At 71.4% G+C, this 18078-nt stretch carries 18 protein-coding genes; 9 read left to right on the forward strand and 9 right to left on the reverse strand.

Annotated elements, in window-relative coordinates; genetic code table 11:
- The first annotated feature begins 7 nt into the window (after positions 1 to 7).
- The 7 genes from ACFYRX_RS34625 (at position 8) to dnaK (ending at position 9755) form a co-directional block, all read left to right on the forward strand.
- Positions 8 to 2092, forward strand: coding sequence for a phage holin family protein (locus tag ACFYRX_RS34625; RefSeq protein ID WP_389108535.1), 2085 nt, complete (start codon positions 8 to 10; stop codon positions 2090 to 2092).
- 153 nt (positions 2093 to 2245) lie between these two features.
- Positions 2246 to 3307: an ATP-binding protein gene (locus tag ACFYRX_RS34630; RefSeq protein WP_389108538.1), complete on the forward strand. Its 1062-nt coding sequence runs from the start codon at positions 2246 to 2248 to the stop codon at positions 3305 to 3307.
- A 59-nt stretch (positions 3308 to 3366) separates the two neighbouring features.
- Complete coding sequence (locus tag ACFYRX_RS34635) at positions 3367 to 5097, forward strand: hypothetical protein (protein ID WP_389108731.1); 1731 nt, start codon at positions 3367 to 3369, stop codon at positions 5095 to 5097.
- A gap of 63 nt (positions 5098 to 5160) precedes the next feature.
- Positions 5161 to 5589 (forward strand): OsmC family peroxiredoxin, encoded by a 429-nt coding sequence (locus ACFYRX_RS34640; RefSeq protein ID WP_389108541.1) that lies wholly within the window; start codon positions 5161 to 5163, stop codon positions 5587 to 5589.
- 92 nt (positions 5590 to 5681) lie between these two features.
- On the forward strand, positions 5682 to 7022 hold the full coding sequence (locus ACFYRX_RS34645; RefSeq protein WP_389108544.1) for a hypothetical protein: 1341 nt from the start codon (positions 5682 to 5684) through the stop codon (positions 7020 to 7022).
- Positions 7023 to 7029: 7 nt separating this feature from the next.
- The gene (locus tag ACFYRX_RS34650) at positions 7030 to 7788 is read left to right on the forward strand and encodes a glycerophosphodiester phosphodiesterase family protein (protein WP_389108547.1); all 759 of its coding nucleotides are present in this window, start codon (positions 7030 to 7032) and stop codon (positions 7786 to 7788) included.
- Between the two features lie 107 nt (positions 7789 to 7895).
- Positions 7896 to 9755 carry a molecular chaperone DnaK gene (gene dnaK / locus ACFYRX_RS34655; RefSeq protein ID WP_389108549.1) on the forward strand — a complete coding sequence of 620 codons (1860 nt, stop codon included), beginning with the start codon at positions 7896 to 7898 and terminating at the stop codon, positions 9753 to 9755.
- Between the two features lie 21 nt (positions 9756 to 9776).
- Here dnaK and ACFYRX_RS34660 read toward each other — a convergent pair whose 3' ends face one another.
- The 4 genes from ACFYRX_RS34660 to ACFYRX_RS34675 all read right to left on the reverse strand — a co-directional run bounded on the left by ACFYRX_RS34660 (position 9777) and on the right by ACFYRX_RS34675 (position 13011).
- Complete coding sequence (locus tag ACFYRX_RS34660) at positions 9777 to 10244, reverse strand: nitrate reductase molybdenum cofactor assembly chaperone (RefSeq protein ID WP_389108552.1); 468 nt, start codon at positions 10242 to 10244, stop codon at positions 9777 to 9779.
- Between the two features lie 98 nt (positions 10245 to 10342).
- Positions 10343 to 11152, reverse strand: coding sequence for an SAM-dependent methyltransferase (locus ACFYRX_RS34665; RefSeq protein WP_389108554.1), 810 nt, complete (start codon positions 11150 to 11152; stop codon positions 10343 to 10345).
- A 48-nt stretch (positions 11153 to 11200) separates the two neighbouring features.
- The gene (locus tag ACFYRX_RS34670; protein ID WP_389108557.1) at positions 11201 to 12064 is read right to left on the reverse strand and encodes a helix-turn-helix domain-containing protein; all 864 of its coding nucleotides are present in this window, start codon (positions 12062 to 12064) and stop codon (positions 11201 to 11203) included.
- Positions 12065 to 12171: 107 nt separating this feature from the next.
- The gene (locus ACFYRX_RS34675; protein WP_389108559.1) at positions 12172 to 13011 is read right to left on the reverse strand and encodes a helix-turn-helix domain-containing protein; all 840 of its coding nucleotides are present in this window, start codon (positions 13009 to 13011) and stop codon (positions 12172 to 12174) included.
- A 153-nt stretch (positions 13012 to 13164) separates the two neighbouring features.
- Here ACFYRX_RS34675 and ACFYRX_RS34680 point away from each other — a divergent pair, with 153 nt between their 5' ends.
- Positions 13165 to 13470, forward strand: a complete 306-nt coding sequence (locus ACFYRX_RS34680) for a 4a-hydroxytetrahydrobiopterin dehydratase (RefSeq protein ID WP_389108562.1) — start codon at positions 13165 to 13167, stop codon at positions 13468 to 13470.
- A gap of 4 nt (positions 13471 to 13474) precedes the next feature.
- Entirely contained in the window at positions 13475 to 14218 is a 744-nt protein-coding gene (locus ACFYRX_RS34685; RefSeq protein WP_389108565.1) for a methyltransferase domain-containing protein, read from the forward strand.
- Here the strand turns inward: ACFYRX_RS34685 and ACFYRX_RS34690 are convergent.
- The 5 genes from ACFYRX_RS34690 to ACFYRX_RS34710 all read right to left on the reverse strand — a co-directional run bounded on the left by ACFYRX_RS34690 (position 14193) and on the right by ACFYRX_RS34710 (position 18077).
- On the reverse strand, positions 14193 to 14663 hold the full coding sequence (locus ACFYRX_RS34690; RefSeq protein WP_389108567.1) for a hypothetical protein: 471 nt from the start codon (positions 14661 to 14663) through the stop codon (positions 14193 to 14195). The genes ACFYRX_RS34685 and ACFYRX_RS34690 overlap by 26 nt on opposite strands.
- The gene (locus tag ACFYRX_RS34695) at positions 14660 to 15139 is read right to left on the reverse strand and encodes a hypothetical protein (protein ID WP_389108570.1); all 480 of its coding nucleotides are present in this window, start codon (positions 15137 to 15139) and stop codon (positions 14660 to 14662) included. The genes ACFYRX_RS34690 and ACFYRX_RS34695 overlap by 4 nt, the downstream gene beginning before the upstream one ends.
- A 126-nt stretch (positions 15140 to 15265) precedes the next feature.
- Entirely contained in the window at positions 15266 to 16531 is a 1266-nt protein-coding gene (locus ACFYRX_RS34700) for an NAD(P)/FAD-dependent oxidoreductase (protein ID WP_389108573.1), read from the reverse strand.
- Complete coding sequence (locus ACFYRX_RS34705; RefSeq protein ID WP_389108575.1) at positions 16528 to 17325, reverse strand: amino acid ABC transporter ATP-binding protein; 798 nt, start codon at positions 17323 to 17325, stop codon at positions 16528 to 16530. The genes ACFYRX_RS34700 and ACFYRX_RS34705 overlap by 4 nt, the downstream gene beginning before the upstream one ends.
- On the reverse strand, positions 17322 to 18077 hold the full coding sequence (locus ACFYRX_RS34710; protein WP_389108578.1) for an amino acid ABC transporter permease: 756 nt from the start codon (positions 18075 to 18077) through the stop codon (positions 17322 to 17324). The genes ACFYRX_RS34705 and ACFYRX_RS34710 overlap by 4 nt, the downstream gene beginning before the upstream one ends.
- Position 18078: the final 1 nt, after the last annotated feature.

Genomic DNA, 18078 nt, shown 5'->3' on the forward strand with positions numbered 1-18078 from the left:
GTGAGGTGTGCGGCGCGTGCTTGCAGGGCATTGGCGGCGGGTGGCCAGTCAGGTCGGGCGGAGCGTCACGGTATGGGCCGTCTCGACGCTCACGATGCTCGTGCTGGCCGGGATCCTGCCGGACTTCAGGCTCCAGTCCCCGACCGGTGACAGCGCGACCCGGATCGCCGTGACCGCCGCGTTCGGCGCCGGTGCCTTCGGCGTGCTGTCGGCCGTGGTCTGGCCGCTGCTCGTGAGGCTGTTCCTGCTGGTGCCGACCCTGGTGCTCGGTCTCCTCGTCTTCTTCCTCAACGGGGCGCTGCTGCTGCTCGCGCTGCGCCTGAACCCCGCCGAGCGCGGCGACGCCGCCCCGGAGACCGCGGTCGTGGTCGCCGCCGTGATGTCCGCCGTCGCCTCCGCGACCGGCGGTGCCCTCGCCGTGCGCGACGACGACGCCTACCGGCGCCGCCTGTACCGTCTCGCCGACCGCCGCCGCAGGGACCGCCCCGTGGGCCCGGCCACCCCCGGCACGGTCTTCCTCCAGCTCGACGGCGTCGGCCACGACGTCCTGCTGGCCGCCGTCGCCAGGGGACTGATGCCCACCGTCGCCCGCTGGACCGGCCGCGCCGAGGTCCCCGGCCGTCGCGCGCGCCCCACCCACCGGCTCACCTCCTGGCGCACCGACTGGTCCAGCCAGACCGGCGCCAGCCAGCTCGGCATCCTGCACGGCAGCAACCACGACGTCCCCGCCTTCCGCTGGTACGAGAAGGACCGCGGCGAGGTGATGGTCTGCAACCGCCCGACCAGCGCCGTGGAGCTCCAACGCCGGGCCGTGGAGCAGGCGGGACACGGCGGACTGCTCACCGTCGACGGCGCCAGCCGCGGCAACCTCTTCTCCGGCGGAGCCGAGGAACAGGCCCTCGTCCTGTCCATCGCCACCCGCCGCCGCAGCCGGGAGACCCGCTCCCGGGCCGGCTACTTCGCCTACTTCTCCGACCCCGCCAACGCCGTCCGCACCGCCCTGTCGTTCTTCGCCGAGGTCGGCCGGGAGATCGGCCAGTCGACCCGTTCCCGGGCCCGCAAGGAGCGCCCAAGGGTGAGTCGCGGGGGCCTGTACCCGCTCGTCCGCGCCTTCGCGACCGTCGTGGAGCGGGACGTCGTGGTCACCGCCGTGATGGGCGACATGCTCGCGGGACGTACGGCCGTCTACGCCGACCTCGTGGCCTACGACGAGGTCGCCCACCACTCCGGTCCGACCAGCCGTGACGCCGCGAAGGTCCTCACGAGCCTGGACCGCTCCCTCGCGCTGATCGAGAACGTCGCCGAGCACGCCCCGCGCCCGTACCGGATCGTCGTCCTCTCCGACCACGGACAGAGCCCCGGCGAGACCTTCCGCACCCGCTACGGACTCACCCTCGGTGACCTGGTCCGGGCCGGCTGCGGGCTGCCCGTGCCGCGCAAGGCCGAGCGCACCCACAGCGGTGCCGAGGCCCGCGCCGCGGTGCGGGCCGCGCTGCGCCGGCCGGGCAAGGAGAGCCGCGAGGAGTTCCGGCCCGCCCGCGGCTCCGAGCCGATCGTGCTGGCCTCCGGGAACCTCGGTCTGATCTCCTTTCCCGATGTGCACCACCGGATGACCAAGGAGGAGATCGACGCGCGGCACCCGGCCCTGCTGACCACCCTCGCCAACCATCCCGGCATCGGGTTCCTCCTCGTGCGCAGCGAGAGACACGGAGGGGTGGTGCTGGGGCCGTTCGGCAAGGAGATCCCCCTCGACCGACTCGACGACGATCCCGGGCCGTTGGCCGACTTCGGGCCAGGCGCGGCCGACGCCGTGCGCCGCACGCACTCCTTCCCGCACACCGCCGACATCATGGTCAACTCCTGGTACGACCCGGTGGAGGGGGAGGTCCTCGCCTTCGAGGAGCAGATCGGGTCGCACGGCGGGCTCGGTGGGGCTCAGGGGAAGCCGTTCCTGTTGTCGCCGCTCGCCTTGTCCGCGCCGCCTGAGGGGCTTGCCGGAGCGGAGGGGGTTCATGAGGTGCTGCGGGGGTGGCTCGACGAAGCTGGGGGGCCTCAAGTGCCGTTGGAGAAGGCTGAGGAGAAGGCCGCGTAGTGGGTTGGCTGCGGGCGCGTGGGGGCTGGTCGCGCCGTTCCCTGCGCCCCTGAGTAGCTGAAGGCGTCCCTGGAAAATCAGCTGCGCCTGTTTGGCTCGCCGCCCACACTGTTCGAGTCATCCCCGTTCGAACACCTCCCTGGAGCCACCGCTTTGCAGGCTGCCGTCACCGTCACTCCCTCCCGGATCCCCGAGCTTCTCCTCGGTCTCGCGACCGTGCGGCCCGTCTTCGTCTGGGGTGCTCCCGGAATCGGGAAGTCGTCCCTGGTCAGGGAGTTCGCCGCCTCGCTGGGGCTGGAGTGCGTGAGCCTGATCGGTACCCAGCTGGCCCCCGAGGACCTCATCGGGGTGCCGCAGATCCGGGACGGACGCTCGGTGTTCTGCCCGCCGGAGTCGATCGCCCGCGACGAGCCGTACTGCCTGTTCCTGGACGAGCTGAACGCGGCCACGCCGGATGTGCAGAAGGCGTTCTACTCGCTTATTCTGGACCGCCGTATCGGGGACTACGAACTCCCCAAGGGCTCCATCGTCATCGGCGCCGGCAACCGCGCCACCGACAACGCGCTGGCCCGGCCCATCGCCTCCGCCCTCGTCAACCGACTCGCCCATGTCCACCTGGAGGCGTCCGTCAAGGACTGGCTGGTCTGGGCCGGCGAGAACGGCATCCACCCCTGGATCCTCGACCACCTCACCGACCGGCCCGACCACCTGTGGTCCAGGCCGCCGAAGACCGAGGAGCCCTTCTCCACGCCCCGCTCCTGGCACATGCTCTCCGACGCGCTGCACTCCTTCGGCCGGGACCTCGACGAGGACACTCTGAAGGTCCTGGCGCACGGCACGCTGACGCCGGCGCACGCGACCGCCTTCTGCGGATACGTCAAGATCGTGCGCGGGCAGTTCGGCATCGAGGCCATCATCAAGGGCGACACCCGCTGGCCGGGACGGCTGGAGGACCGCGACCTGCTCTACTACCTCGCCGAGTCCTTCCGCGGCCGACTGATCAAGGAACTCCCGGTCAGCAAGGAGCACATGTCGGCGAACGGCCGGCAGACCGCGTACCGCGCCAAGTCGCTGCTCGTCCAACTCGCCGAGATCTCCGTCGAGGTGGCCCAGACCGTCATCGCCTCCGACGCCGAGGGCAACCCCGTCCTGCCCTCCTGGTTCCTCGTCGAGGCGGCCCGTGACATGCCCCGGCTGGTGGAGGCGCGGCGGTGAGCCGAAGCCCCGAAAAGAAGAAGAAGCGGGACCTCGCGGGCGAGGCGTTCGCCGAGGGGATGAAGCTGATGCGGGCCAACCCGGCCCTCGCGGCCGTCGAGTTCGACGTCTGCCGCCGGGAGGAGTGCCGCTTCGCGCCCCGCGACGGACTCGTGGTCGTCGACTCCGACGGCGACCTGCACGCCCACCCCGACCGGCTGGCCGAGCCCGCCGCCTGGGCCTGGGCGCTCGCCCACGCCGTCCTCCACCTGGGCTTCGGACACGTCCCGGCGGTGAAGGGTGAACGCGTTCAGCCCGACCGCTTCGACCTCGCCGCCCGCTGTCTCGTCGTCAACCGCTTCCTGCTCGGCTTCCCCGTCGGCAGGGCCCCCGACCACCTGCCCGCCTCCTACCCCGACGGTGACGAGGAGCAACTCGCCGCCCGCTGGCGGCGCGACGGCATCCCGGCCGTCTACGAACACTGCGGTACGGCCGGCGGCGAGCCCGACCAGATGCTGCTGGGATGGGTGGGCTGGTCCCAACCGCCCGACTGGCAGCTGGCGTTCGCCACCGCGCTGACCCGGACCGTGTCCGCGGCGATGGAGATGGCGGGCGGCCGCCGGGACTCGCTCGACGGCGAGGCGCCGCAGCGGCGGCCCTGGCAGCGGGCCCTGAGCTGGTTCGTCTCCTCCTACCCGCTGCTCGGCGGCATCGCGGCCGGCATCAAGGTGGTCGCCGACGCCGAACTCGCCCGCGCCCACGGCATCGCGATCGCCGCCGTCAACGCCGAGGCCGCCGAGATCTACATCAACCCGCTGCGCCGCTTCGACGACGAGGAATGGCGGTTCGTCCTCGCCCACGAGATGCTGCACGCCGCCCTGCGCCACGGCGACCGCTGCGGCACCCGCGACCCCTACCTCTTCAACATCGCCTGCGACTACGTCATCAACGGCTGGCTGAACGAGATGCAGATCGGCCTCATGCCTGAAGGCCTGCTGTACGACCCCGAGCTCGCCGGCCTGTCCTCCGAGGAGGTCTACGACCGCATCGCCGGCGACCTGCGCCGCAGACGCCGTCTGGCCACCCTGCGCGGCAAGGGCGTCGGCGACATCCTCGGCGGCCCGCTCGGCTCGCCCCGCGACTACGTCGACCTCGACGAGTTCTACCGCCGGGGCCTCGCCCAGGGCCTCGACCTGCACCGGCAGCAGGAACGCGGCTTCCTGCCCGGCGGCCTGGTCGAGGAGATCCGCGCGCTCAGCCATCCGCCGCTGCCCTGGGACGCTCAACTGGCCCGCTGGTTCGACGAGTTCGTGCCCAGCCCGCAGCCCGTGAGGTCCTACGCCCGTCCCTCGCGCCGCCAGTCCGCCACCCCGGACATCCCCCGCGCGGGCCGGTACTTCCCGCCCGAGGAGATCGCCCGCTGCACCTTCGGCGTGGTCCTGGACACCTCCGGTTCGATGGACCGCACCCTGCTCGGCAAGGCACTCGGCGCGATCGCCTCGTACGCCGGGGCACGGGACGTACCGGCCGCCCGGGTCGTGTTCTGCGACGCGGCCCCGCACGACGCCGGCTACCTGCCCGTGACCGACATCGCGGGCAGGGTCCGGGTGCACGGCCGCGGCGGCACCGTCCTGCAGCCCGGCATCGACCTGCTGCACCGCGCCGACGACTTCCCCGCGGGCGCGCCCGTACTGGTGATCACGGACGGCTGGTGCGACGTGCTGCGGGTGCGGCGCGAGCACGCCTATCTGATCCCGCAGGGGGCCCGGCTGCCGTTCACCGCACGTGGGCCGGTCTTCCGGGTGAGCTGAGCCGTAGTGTGATCGGATGGATCCCGCATCCCCCGTAAGCGGGACCACAGGAAAGGACTGATCGTGGCCACCACGCGCTCCGCACACACCGTCTGGGAAGGCAGCCTCCTCGAGGGGAGCGGTGTCGTCAACTTCGACTCCTCCGGCGCCATCGAGGCACAGCCGGTCACGTGGGCCTCGCGCTCCCAGGACGCCAACGGCAAGACCAGCCCCGAGGAGCTGATCGCCGCCGCGCACTCCAGCTGCTTCTCCATGGCGCTGTCCCACGCCCTGAACGGCGCGGGCACCCCGCCCACCAAGCTCCTCACCTCCGCCGACGTCACCTTCCAGCCGGGTGAGGGCATCACCGGCATCCACCTCACCGTCGAGGGCACCGTGCCGGGCCTGGACGAGGAGGGCTTCGCCGCCGCCGCGGACGACGCCAAGGCCAACTGCCCGGTCAGCCAGGCCCTGAAGTCCGTACCGATCACGCTGGACGCCAAGCTCGCCTGAGGCGGCCCGTCCCGGATGGTGCGCAGCCCTTGTGAAGGGGGCTGCGCACCATCGGTCCGGGGTGTGAGATCGTCGGCGTGGAGGGCAACACCATGATCCCGGGAACATCCAGCGGTACCGCGGTACTCGACTCCGGCACCCGTGAACTCACCCGCGTCCTGGTGCTGTTCAGCCTCACCGGCAGCCTGGACCCGGACCGCTCCTCGCTCGGCAGCCTCGTCGACCGGTTCGACTTCGGCCGCTTCGCCCTCCACCTCAGATCCAGTGAGGCGGTGCTGCCGGTCCCGGTGTCGGTCGAGGAGGTGGAGCCCGGAGAGCTGCGGTTGCCGCACGCCGACCGGGGTCTGGAGCCGACGTCGGTCGAGCTCGCCCTTCTCGCCACCCCGCGCGGCGACATCACCCTGGCCATGGACTGCGGGTTCGCCGGACCGACCCCGGCCGCCGCCCTCGCCGAGTGGCTCGCGGCCACCTGCTTCGACCGGGAACGGATCATGCTCGGGGACCGTCCCCTGCTCACCGCGCTCGGGATCCGCCCGGTCCCGTCGGAGCCCCTCGCCTTCGGCCAGAACGTGCACCAACTCGTCTTCCCCGGCGGCGAGTTGCGCGACGAACTGCTGAACTCCCAGGCGGCACAGCGCTCCCTCATGCTGAACGAGATCCTGTACCGCGGCCGGATGGCCACGACCGAACCGCCCCATCTGCGCGACCACGGCAGCACCCTCTCCGCACACGGCCGCGGGGTCTCCGTGCACGCCGGGTGGGCCGAGCACGTGGAGAACGGCCTGATCCTGGTGGCCGTCGGCATGATCTCCGCGCTGGCCGTCCTGCAGCGCACCCGGCTGGCCGCCTTCGAGACGATGCGGGCGAACGAACAGGCGTCCGCGAGCTCGCCGTACGAGATCCGGTCGCTGATCTCACAGTTGTCGGCGGGGGTCAACGAACTCCAGCTGGACCTGGCCTTCGGTGTGGAGGCGTACGTCGACAGCCTGCTGATCCCGGAGACGGTCATGGAGGCCTTCCAGTCCTCCCTGCGCGACGCGCTCGGCATCCGGGACAGCCTGGAGAACTCCGCCCGCATGGTGGAGCGGCTGACCTCGGTGATCAGCGCCCGTTCGGCGGCCCTGGACGCCGAACTCTCCGAGCGCGACGACCGCCGCGACCGCACGGTCTCCGTGCTGGTCGCGATCGCCACCCTGATCGCCCTGCCGCCGACCCTGCTGCTGGCGTTCTTCGGCGTCAACGCGACGACCGTGAACGACCACCGCTCCATCTTCGACCCGCGGTACCTCCCGGCGTACCTCCTGGCCTGGGTTCCCTTCCTCGTGCTCGCCGTGATCGGATACGTCCGGATCATCCGGACCGGCAGACGCTCCGGCCCCCTGCTGACCCCGCCCGCCCCGATCCCCGCCCAGCGCCCACCGGCCGGAAGCTGACCCGCCCATGTCCCGACACCCCGCCGTCTCCGCCCACCGAGGCGGCTGCGAACGCGCCGGTGCCGCGACCCGGGAGGCGTACGAGGACGCGATCCGGTCCGGGGCGGAGTACGCCGAGTTCGACATCCGGCGCACGGCGGACGGCGTCTTCGTCGTCTACCACGACCCCCGGGCGGGGCACACCGGCCCGCTCCTGGCGGAGATCACCCACGCCGAGCTCAGCGAACGGGCCGGATATCCCGTACCGGTCGTCGAAGAGGTCATGTCGCTGATCTCGGGGCGCCTCATCGGTCATCTGGACCTGAAGGAGACCGGCTACGAGCGTGAGCTGATCGACCGGGCCGTCGCCCTGCTCGGTACGGACGGCTTCGTCGCCACCACCCTGGAGGACCGTTCCGTCGCGGCCGTCGCACAGGCCTTCCCCCGTGTGCGCACGGCGCTGTCCCTGGGACGCGACCGCAAGGAGATCACCCGGGCCCGGCTGGCCGGTACCCGGCTCAGCGAGCTTCTGCCGATGCGCCGGGTGCGCGCCTGCGGCGCGGGCGGAGTGGCCGTGCACCAGCTGCTGGCCCGGGCCAACGTGTTGCGCGAGGCGGCCCGGCACGATCTGTTCACCATGGTCTGGACGGTCAACGACGACACCCTGATGCGGGCCTTCCTCGACCATCCGCGCGTCGACGTCCTGATCACCGACCGGCCGCGGCGAGCCGTCGCGCTGCGCGGCGAACCGCACGAGAAGCGCCCACTGGGGTACTCGTCCCACTGAGCGGGGCCACTCGCACCATTGACAAGAGCGCACTCAAGTTTTGTGCTGGAGTGCGGGACGGCTCCCTGGTGCAACCGCCTTGTGGAACCTTGTGGAAGGGGACAGCGATGGGACGTGCGGTCGGGATCGATCTGGGGACCACGAACTCGGTGGTGGCCGTGCTGGAGGGCGGTGAGGCCACCGTCGTCGCCAACGCGGAGGGGGCCAGGACCACACCGTCGGTCGTGGCCTTCGCCAAGAACGGCGAGGTGCTGGTGGGCGAGGTCGCCAAACGGCAGGCCGTGACGAACGTCGAGCGCACCGCGCGCTCCGTGAAGCGGTACATGGGCGACGGGAGCTGGCGCTTCCCGGACCAGGGCGACATCGACGGCACCCGCTACCGGGCGCAGGAACTGTCCGCGCGGGTCCTGCAGAAGCTGAAGCGGGACGCCGAGTCCTACCTCGGCGAGGACGTCACCGACGCGGTGATCACCGTCCCCGCCTACTTCGACGACTCCCAGCGGCAGGCCACCAAGGAAGCCGGGGACATCGCGGGCCTGAACGTCCTGAGGATCATCAACGAACCCACGGCGGCGGCACTGGCGTACGGCCTGGACCGGGGCGAGGAGCAGACGGTCCTGGTCTTCGACCTCGGCGGCGGCACCTTCGACGTGTCCCTGCTGGAGATCGGCGACGGGGTCATCGAGGTCAAGGCGACCAACGGCGACACGCACCTGGGCGGTGACGACTGGGACCAGCGGGTCGTCGAGCACCTCGTGAAGACCTTCAAGGGGCAGTACGGCGTCGACCTCGGCAAGGACAAGATGGCGCTGCAGCGACTGCGCGAAGGGGCCGAGAAGGCGAAGATCGAGCTGTCGTCGTCCTCGGAGACCACGATCAACCTGCCCTACATCACCGCCTCCGCCGAGGGCCCCCTGCACCTCGACGAGAAGCTGACCCGGGCCCAGTTCCAGGAGCTGACCGCCGACCTCCTCGACCGCTGCAAGACCCCCTTCCACCAGGCGGTCAAGGACGCCGGCATCAAGCTCGCCGCGATCGACCACGTGATCCTCGTCGGCGGCTCGACGCGCATGCCCGCCGTCACGGATCTCGTCAAGGAACTCACCGGCAAGGACCCGCACAAGGGGGTCAACCCGGACGAGGTCGTGGCGGTCGGCGCGGCACTCCAGGCGGGTGTGATCCGCGGCGACGTGAAGGACGTACTCCTCCTCGACGTCACCCCGCTGTCCCTGGGCATCGAGACCAAGGGCGGCATCATGACCAAGCTCATCGAGCGCAACACCACGATCCCCACGCGCCGTTCGGAGATCTTCACGACCGCCACCGACAACCAGCCCTCCGTCGGCATCCAGGTCTACCAGGGTGAACGGGAGATCGCCGCGTACAACAAGAAGCTCGGCGTCTTCGACCTCACGGGCCTGCCGCCCGCTCCCCGGGGCGTGCCGCAGATCGAGGTGGCCTTCGACATCGACGCGAACGGGATCATGCACGTCTCGGCGAAGGACCTCGCGACCGGGCGCGAGCAGAAGATGACGGTGACCGGCGGCTCGGCGCTCCCGAAGGACGACATCGACCGCATGATGCGCGAGGCCGAGCAGTACGCCGAGGAGGACCGGGGTCGCCGCGAGGCCGCTGAGACCCGCAACCAGGCCGAGCAACTCGTGTACCAGACCGAGAAGTTCGTCCGCGAGAACAGCGACAAGGTCCCCGCCGACACGAAGACGGAGGTCGAGTCGGCGGTGACGGACCTGAAGCGGCTCCTGGAGGAGAACGCCGACACCGGCGCCCTCCGCGACGGCGTCGAGAAGCTGGCCTCCGTCAGCCAGAGGATGGGCCAGGCGATGTACGCCCAGGCCGAGCAGTCGCCACCGGAGAGCGAACAGTCCGCACCCCCGCAGGAGGAGGAAGGCGTGGTCGACGCGGAGATCGTGGACGACGAACGGGACCAGAAGGGCGGGGCGGCCTGAGACCCGGCCACGCCACCCCCGTCAGGGGCGCCCCCCGGCCGGCAGCGTGGCGCACACGGCATCCAGGACGGACGCGTACGGTGTGCCCAAGTCGCCGAGCCCGGAGCGCAGTTGACCCAGACCGTCCCGGTGCTCGGTGAGCGGACCGAGGTCCCCGGTGCGGGCCGTGAACTCCAGCACCGAGGGCAGGAAGTCCGGCAGCTCCGCACCGGCGAACTCCAGTCCGGCGGCCCGGTAGACCTCCTTGAACCGGGCCGCTGACATCCCGTTCTGCCACCGGCTCAGATACAGGCCGTGCCGGTTCCCGACGTCGAAGACCCGGACGTAGTGCGCCGCCAGCTCCGGCGCGGGCGTCACCGCCGCATGGTCGACGAACTCCCGCAGCTGCGGGGCCGCTTCACGCAGCAGCGGCAGCCGGGCGCGGAAGTCGTCGTCGGGATACGTCAGACAGAGCGCCGCCGCCTGGTACAGCACCGCATCCGAGGGCATCCGGGTCTCCTGAGCGTCGTCGGTTCTCTGCCGTCCGCGGCTCCTTCGAACCTAGGGCGGGGTGCGCGAGCGCACCCGTTCACGGCACCCGTACGGGTTCAGGCCTTGCGGGCGACCCCCGCGTACACCGGCACGATGCCCTCCGCCTGGACCGCCACGTCCTCCGGCTCGGGCCGCCACCCGGAGGCCGGGATCACCCCCGGGCCCAGCAGCTCCAGCCCGTCGAAGAAGCGCCGGAACTCCGCCAGTGGGCGGGGGTGGAAGGGCAGCCCGCTGCGGTGGAAGTGGGCTGCCGCCTTCTCGACGTCCGCCGGACTGAGGTCGGCGGTGACCTGGGACAGGATCAGGTAACTGCCGGGGGCGAGCGCGTCGACGTACTTCGCCACCAGGCCGTGCACGTCGTCCCCGTCGGGATCGTCGTCGAGGTAGTGCGTCAGCGCCACCAGCGACAGCGCCACCGGCTCGCCGAGGTCCAGCGACCCGGCCGCCCGGGCCAGCAGGGTGTCGATGTCACGGACGTCGGCGTGGACGTAGGCGGTGCTGCCCTCGGGGGTGCCGCCCAGCAGCGCCTCCGCGTGCCGGAGCACGATCGGGTCGTTGTCCGCGTACACCACGCGCGCCTCGGGGGCGACGCCCTGGGCGACCTGGTGCAGATTGGGTTCGGTGGGGACGCCCGTGCCGATGTCCAGGAACTGACGTGTCCCGGCCTCGGCCACGGCACGCACGGCCCTGGTCATGAAACGGCGGTTCGCGCGTGCCCCGCGCAGTACGGTGCCGTCCGCTTCGAGGATCCGGCGGGCCAGTGCCTCGTCCACCGGGTAGTTGTCCTTGCCGCCCAGCCACCAGTCGTACACCCGCGCCGGATGCGGGCGGCTCGTGTCGATCTGGGGCACGTCGGATCCGGTCATGCGCTGTCTGCTCCCCTGTGATGTGGCGGTGACGTCGTGAATGCCCGCTCAGAAGTCCTCGCGGCGCTTCCGCAGCAGCTTCTTCGTGCGCTCGGCCGAGGCGGCACGCGCCGACATGTGGTCCAGGACCTCCAGGTGCGTGGCGACCTCCTGGCGGGAGTCGAGGTACAGCGCACCGGTCAGGTACTCGGTGAAGACCATGTCGGGCAGCTCCGGCTCGGCGAAACGGAACAGGGAGAAGGGCGCGTACGTCCCCGGGTGCGGGCCGTCCTCGAACTCGCACACCTGGAGCGTGACCCGGTCGCGCTCGGCGAACTCCAGCAGCTTGTCGAGCTGTTCGCGCATCACCTCGGCGCGGATGCTCACCGGGCGGCGCAGTACCGTCTCGTCCATGATCGCCCACAGGTGGGGCGGGTTCGGGCGCTCCAGCAGCCGCTGCCGTTCGACACGCAGCGACACGTGCCGCTCCAGCGCCTCGGGACCCGTCTGCCCGATCGTCCCGGCCTCCATGACGGCACGCGCGTAGTCCTCGGTCTGGAGCAGGCCGGGCACGAAGTGCGGTTCGTAGGAGCGGATGATGCGGGCCGCGCCCTCCAGGCTCACGTACAGGCTGAACCACTCGGGCAGCACATCGTGGAACCGCTGCCACCAGCCCGGCTTGTTCGCCTCCTCGGCGAGCTCCACGAAGCCCTCGGTCTGGTCCGTGGGGACGCCGTACGTCTCCAGGAGCACCTGGACGTACGGGATCTTCAGGGCGACCTCGGCCATCTCCATACGCCGTACGGTCGCGGGGGCCACCCGCAGTACCTGCGCGGCCTCCTCGCGCTTGAGACCGGCCGCCTCCCGCAGTTCCTGAAGCCGTCTGCCGAGGACCACCTGGCCCACGGTCGGCGCAGGCCGCCGCTCACTCACGCCACGCCTCCCCTACGCGTCGAAGTTCGCGTGCAGTGTGTCATGTTCCCGTGTCGGTCTCACCGGTCACGGAGGCTCCGTTCGTCACCTTCCGCGCTGAGCGGGTGTCAGGGAAGCAGTGAGTGCAGGTACTTGACCGTCGCCGGGTCGGCCGGGAGGAACGTCTCGATGGCCAGCTCGGCGACGGTCACGTCCATCGGCGTGTTGAAGGTGGACGTGGACGAGACGAACGACAGCGTCCGGCCCTCGTGCTCGATACGCATCGGCAGCGCGAAGTACGGGACGGCCTCCCTGTTCTCGGGGCCGTCGCCCTCGGGCTCCGGCACCGGGTACGCCGCCACCTCCTCGTACAGCTCGCGCAGCGACCTGGAGCGGCTCAGGGCGATCTGCCGGCGCATCTGGTCCAGCAGATGCCCGCGCCACTCCCGCAGATTGCGGATGCGCGGGGCGAGGCCCTGCGGGTGCAGGGTGAGCCGCATCGTGTTCAGCGGAGGCCGGAGCAGGAACTCCGGGACGCCGTCGAGGAGCATCATGATGCCCCGGTTCGCGGCCACCACATGGTACGAGGCGTCGAACACCAGCGCAGGGTAGGGCTCATAGCCCTGGATGAGCCGCTCGATGCCCTCCCGCACGGCGTCCAACGCGGGGTCGTCCAGCGGAGTACTGGAGAAGCGCGGGGCGTAACCGGCCGCCAGCAGCAGGGCGTTGCGCTCCCGCACCGGCACGTCCAGGTGCTCCGCGAGCCGCAGCACCACCTCCTCGCTGGGCCGGGACCGTCCCGTCTCGACGAAGCTGATGTGCCGCGCCGAGGAGTCCGCCCGCAGCGCCAACTCCAGCTGGCTGAGGCGCCGTTGCTCCCGCCAGGAGCGCAACAGGGGGCCGACGCCGATGCCCTGGCCGGGGGAGGCGGTGGCGGGGTCGGCCTTGCCTGACGGGAGCATGGTCATACGGACGACCGTAGTCGGGGTGGTGCCTGTGCGCGCGGCAGTAGCCCCGAAGGTCTCCGCGACCGGCCGTCGGGAACCCTGCTGACCAGGGCCGCTGCAGCACAGCTGTGGCACGCTGGACACATACTCAGGCCCTCAGGAAGGAGCGAGGTCATGCCCGTCGAACCCCTGTCGCAGAAGGAGATCGAGGACCGGCTCGCGGAGCTGCCGGGCTGGTCCGCCGCCGACGGCCGCCTCACCCGCTCGTACCGGCTCGGCACGCACTTCGCCGCGACCGCGATGGTCGTGCACATCGCCCAGGTCCAGGAGGAACTCGACCACCACTCCGACCTCACCCTCGGCTACAACACGGTCGACCTGTCCGTGCACACGCACAGCGCGGGCGGCGCTGTCACCGTGAAGGACTTCGAGCTCGCGCAGCGCGTGGAGGCGCTCGCCCCCGGCCACGGAGCCCAGTGAGCCCGTGCTCGACTACGACAAGGAGGCCCAGGCCTACGACGCCACCCGCGGCGGTGAGCCCAGGGCCGCCGCGGCCGCGGCCGCCGTGCTCGGACTGGTCCCCACGGAGACCAGGCGGCTCCTGGACGTGGCCTGCGGCACCGGGATCGTCACCCGCAGGCTCGCCGAGGCGCGGCCCACGACCGGGGTGACGGGCGCCGACCTGACGTACGGCATGGCAAGGGTGGCCGCCGGCCGGCTGCCCGGCGCCGTCGTGCTCGCCGACAGCCGCGCACTGCCCTTCCCCGACGGGGCCTTCGACGCCGTGACCAGCGTGTGGCTGCTGCATCTCTTCGACGAACCCGAGGACGTCCGGGCGGTCGTCGCCGAGTGCGCGCGGGTCCTGAGGCCCGGCGGGGTGTACGTCACCACCGTCGACAAGGCGGCCGCCCACGACGTCGGCAGCGACATCGACGCCGTCCTCGCCCCGCGCCCGCGCCGCCCGGCCCCCGACGCGGCGCCGCTCGTGGAGGCGTACGCCGCGGCCCACCTCCTGCATCCGGCGGGGCAGGCCCGTTTCCCGGGCCGCGGTCAGGGCCGCAGTCCCCGGCGTACCGCCGCCGACCTGCGGCGTGGCTGGTTCACCCTGCTGCCGCCCGGCGACCCCCGCACGGAACGGTTCGCCGCCCGCCTGGAGGAGCTTCCGGGCCAGGAACTCCCGCGCGCCGACCCGGTGTTCGGCGTCAGGGCGTTCCGGAAGGCCGGCTGAAGTCCATCGTCCAGTTGGTCACCCAGGTCGCCCCGCCGTCGACGGAGAACGCCTGCTCCCAGTGGGCCGAGGCCGGGGACATGTCCGCCCAGACGAACCGCACCCGCACGTCCTTCCCGTCGTAGGTGTCGTCGCCGTGGAACTCGCCCCGGCCGCCCTCGAACCGTCCGGTCACCGGCGGGAACAGCTTCCCGCTGCGGCTCGCCGCCCAGTGCAGCGACCACTGTCCGCTCTCCCGGTCGAACAGCCGCAGAGTCACGCCCTTCGCTTCAAGGTGCGGCATGTCGATCTCGTCGACGTTCGCGGCGCCGTCGAACAGGGGCCAGCACCGGTCCGTGGCCGGGAACTCCTCCCATTCGCCGGCCGGGTCGAGGAAGTCGGTGCGGCGGCGGTTCACGACCTCCCAGTCGCCGTGGAAGAAGTCGAAGTCGCGCGGGCTGCTCATGAGCGGTCTCCAGTGGTTCCCTCGGGCAGGGAATCGGCCAGGTAGGCGGCCAGGTCCGGGACTTCGGGGGCGAGCATGTGCCGTACCCAGGCGTCCCGTTCGTGCAGGATCGGCGGAAGTTCCCAGACACAGCCGATCCAGGGCAGGTCCGGCTTGACGAAGTGGGTGGGATCGAGGTCCGGGCAGCCGAGCGCCGGCTGCCCGGCGGATGCGCCCCGGAAGTGCAGCACGTTGTCCCACACCCAGCTGTAGACGTTGAGGTAGGCGCCGGTGTCCCCGCCCCGGTGCAGGACGACGAAGGTCGCGGGCGGAGTCCCGTCCGGCTCCGGCAGCAGCTCCGGGAGGATCTCGTGGGCCGCCTTCTCGACATCGGGCGCGATGCCGGCCGTGTCGGAGGTGACGTGGTAGCGCTTGATCCGCCGCCCGGCGACCGTCAGGGGCGGCGGCACGGTCAGCAGCTTCTCGGTGAAGGCCATGGCAGGACGGTAGGACCGCTTCACTGACACCATGTGGCAGTGAAGTCCGGCCGACTCGTCCCGATCCTCCTGCTGGTCGTCGGCGACACCGCCGTCGGACCACCTCACGCGGACGCCCTGAACGCCCTATCCGCGCAACCGGTCGAACCGGAACGGCTGTAGTACTTGTGGGCGGTTGCCGGTGCGCATGTACTGGGCGAGCCGGTGGCCGGTGGCCGGGCCGAGGGTGATGCCGAGCATGCCGTGTCCGGTCGCCGCGTAGGCGTTGTCGTGGCCGGGGACGCGGTCGATGACGGGGAGTCCGTCGGGGAGGAAGGGGCGCCCGCCCACCCATGGGTCCCGGATCAGGGTGACCAGGTCGTCGGGGTCGTCGAACCAGTCGCCGAGGTAGTGCCTGCTGGCGAGGGCGACCGCGGTGATCCGGCGCCAGTCGAGCCGGTTGTTGTTGCCGCTGAGTTCCATAGTGCCGCCGATGCGTGTGGTGGCGCCGATGGGGGAGGCGACGGCCCGGCGCTCGCCGAAGTAGAGGGTGTGTCGGGGTGCCGGGTCGAGGTCGACCGAGAAGCTGTAGCCCTTGCCCGCCTGGAGCGGCAGTCTCCTGCCGAGGAGGTCGAGCAGGGCCGGGGAGCGCATGCCGGCGGCGATGACGACGGCTTCGCAGGGGATCTCGCCCTGGCCCGTGCGCAGCGCCGTCACCCGCCCCCGGGCCGTGCGGAACCCGGTGACGCGCGTGTGCTCGTGGACCTTCACCCCGGTGGCGGCCAGCGCCCGGCCGAGTCCACGGGCGAATGCCTCCGGATCGACCAGGCCCTCGCCCTCGACGAGATACGCGGCCCGCACCCCGGGCGCGAGGGCGTCGTCCAGTAGGCGCGCTTCGTCGCCGGTGGTCACGTCGTCGGGCAACTGGTAGCGGCCGTCGGCCATCTCCCGTTGGACGGCGAGGTGATGGCGGGCCTCGGCAGCCGACAGGAACGCGTGCACCATGCCGGGACGGGTCAGCGTCGTCTCGACGCCCGCCGCGCTCAGCTCGTCGAACAGGTCGAAGGTGTCGCGGTTCAGTTCGGCGATCGCCGCGTACCCGCGCCGGAACGCGGCCGGTGTACTGCTGCGCCAGAACCGCCACAGCCAGCGGACGAACGCCGGATCCGGCAGGGGCCGCAGATACAGCGGCGAGTCCGGGCGGTTCAGCGAGCGCAGCGCGTAGCGCACCACGCCCGGTGCCGGGACGGGGGTGGAGTGGCTGAGGCAGACCCAGCCCGCGTTGCCCCGCGAGGCGCCGGAGCCCAGGTCCCCGCGCTCCACCACTTCGACCTGCAGCCCGGCGGCCGCCAGGTAGTACGCCGTGCACAGCCCGACCACACCGCCGCCGACCACCACGACGGGCCCGTTCATGCCCCGCTCACGGAGGTGGCGAGGAAGGCGCGGGTCCGGGCGTGGGAGGGACGGTCCAGAACGTCCCCGGGGGCGCCCTCCTCCACGATCCGGCCGCCGTCGACGAAGACGAGATGGTCGGACACCTCGCGGGCGAACGGCAGTTCATGGGTGACCAGCAGCATCGTCATGCCCTCGGCGGCCAGCTCCCGCATCACGCTGAGTACCTCGCGGGTGGCCTCCGGGTCCAGGGAGGAGGTCGGTTCGTCGAACAGCAGGACCTCCGGTTTCAGCGCCAACGCGCGGGCGATGGCGACCCGCTGCTGCTCGCCGCCGGACAGTTGCTCGGGCTGGGCCAGCGCCCGGTGGGCCACCCCGACCCTGCGCAGCAGCGTCACGGCCCGCTCCAGCGCCTCCGGCTCCGGGATCCCCGCCTTGCGCTGAGCGAGGACGACGTTCTCCACGGCCGTCAGATGCGGGAAGAGGTTGAACCTCTGGAAGACCATGCCGACCGTGCGCCGCAGGCGCGGCAGATCACGGCACACGGTCCGGCCCTGGCTGTGCACCACCTCGCCGGCCACCTCGACCGTGCCGCCGTCCGGTTTCTCCAGGAGGTTGACGCAGCGCATCAGGGTCGTCTTGCCGCCCCCGCTCTGCCCGATGACGCTGACGATCCGGCCCCGGCCGACCGTCAGGTGCACGTCGTCGAGGACGAGCCTGCCGTCGAAGGACTTGCTCAGCCGTTCGATCCGTATGACCTCCTCGGCGGTGGCGGTTCGTTCGACGGTCGTGCGGGTGGTGACGGGCTCGGTCATACGGCCGCCTCCTTTCGTCCGGCGGTGGCGTCCAGGTCGGATGCGAGCAGCGCGCGGGCCGCGCGTACCCGGCGCCGTCGCCACGGGGACAGCGGAATGCCGGCGCGCACCTTGCGTTCGAGGAACAGGAGGAGTTGGGAGAGGGGATAGCACAGGGCGAAGTAGAGGGCGGAGATGACCAGGTAGACCTCCAGCGCCCTGAACGTCGCCGAGGTGATCAGCCGTCCCTCCGACATCAGTTCCGCGGCTGACACGGTCACCAGCAGGGACGTCGACTTCAGCAGGTCGACCAGCATGGTGTTGGTGCCGGGCAGGGCCTGGCGGACGGCCTGGGGCAGGACGATGTGGAGGAAGATGCCCGCCCTGCCGATGCCGAGCGCCTCACCGGCCTCCGTCTGCCCGTCGTGCACTCCGCTGATCGCGGCGCGGAAGATCTCCGAGAGGTAGGCGGCGTAGAACACGATCAGGGACAGACATCCCGCGCTGAACACGTCCAGCCGGATGCCGGCGGAGGCCAGGCCGAAGTAGGTCAGGAAGATGATGGCCAGCAGCGGGACGTTCTTGAAGACCTCGGTGTAGAGGGCGGCCACGGTCCGCAGCGGCCAGGCCCGGCTCAGCCTCAGCAGTGCCACGGCCAGGCCGAGGAACACGGCGCCGGCGAAACTGACCACGGTGTAGGAGACCGTACGGCCGAGCGCGTCGAGGAGGTCGCCGCGGTAGTCGGACCAGGGCACCTGGAAAAGACCGGACATG

The sequence above is a fragment of the Streptomyces sp. NPDC005374 genome (assembly GCF_042872225.1).
GTDB lineage: Bacteria > Actinomycetota > Actinomycetes > Streptomycetales > Streptomycetaceae > Streptomyces.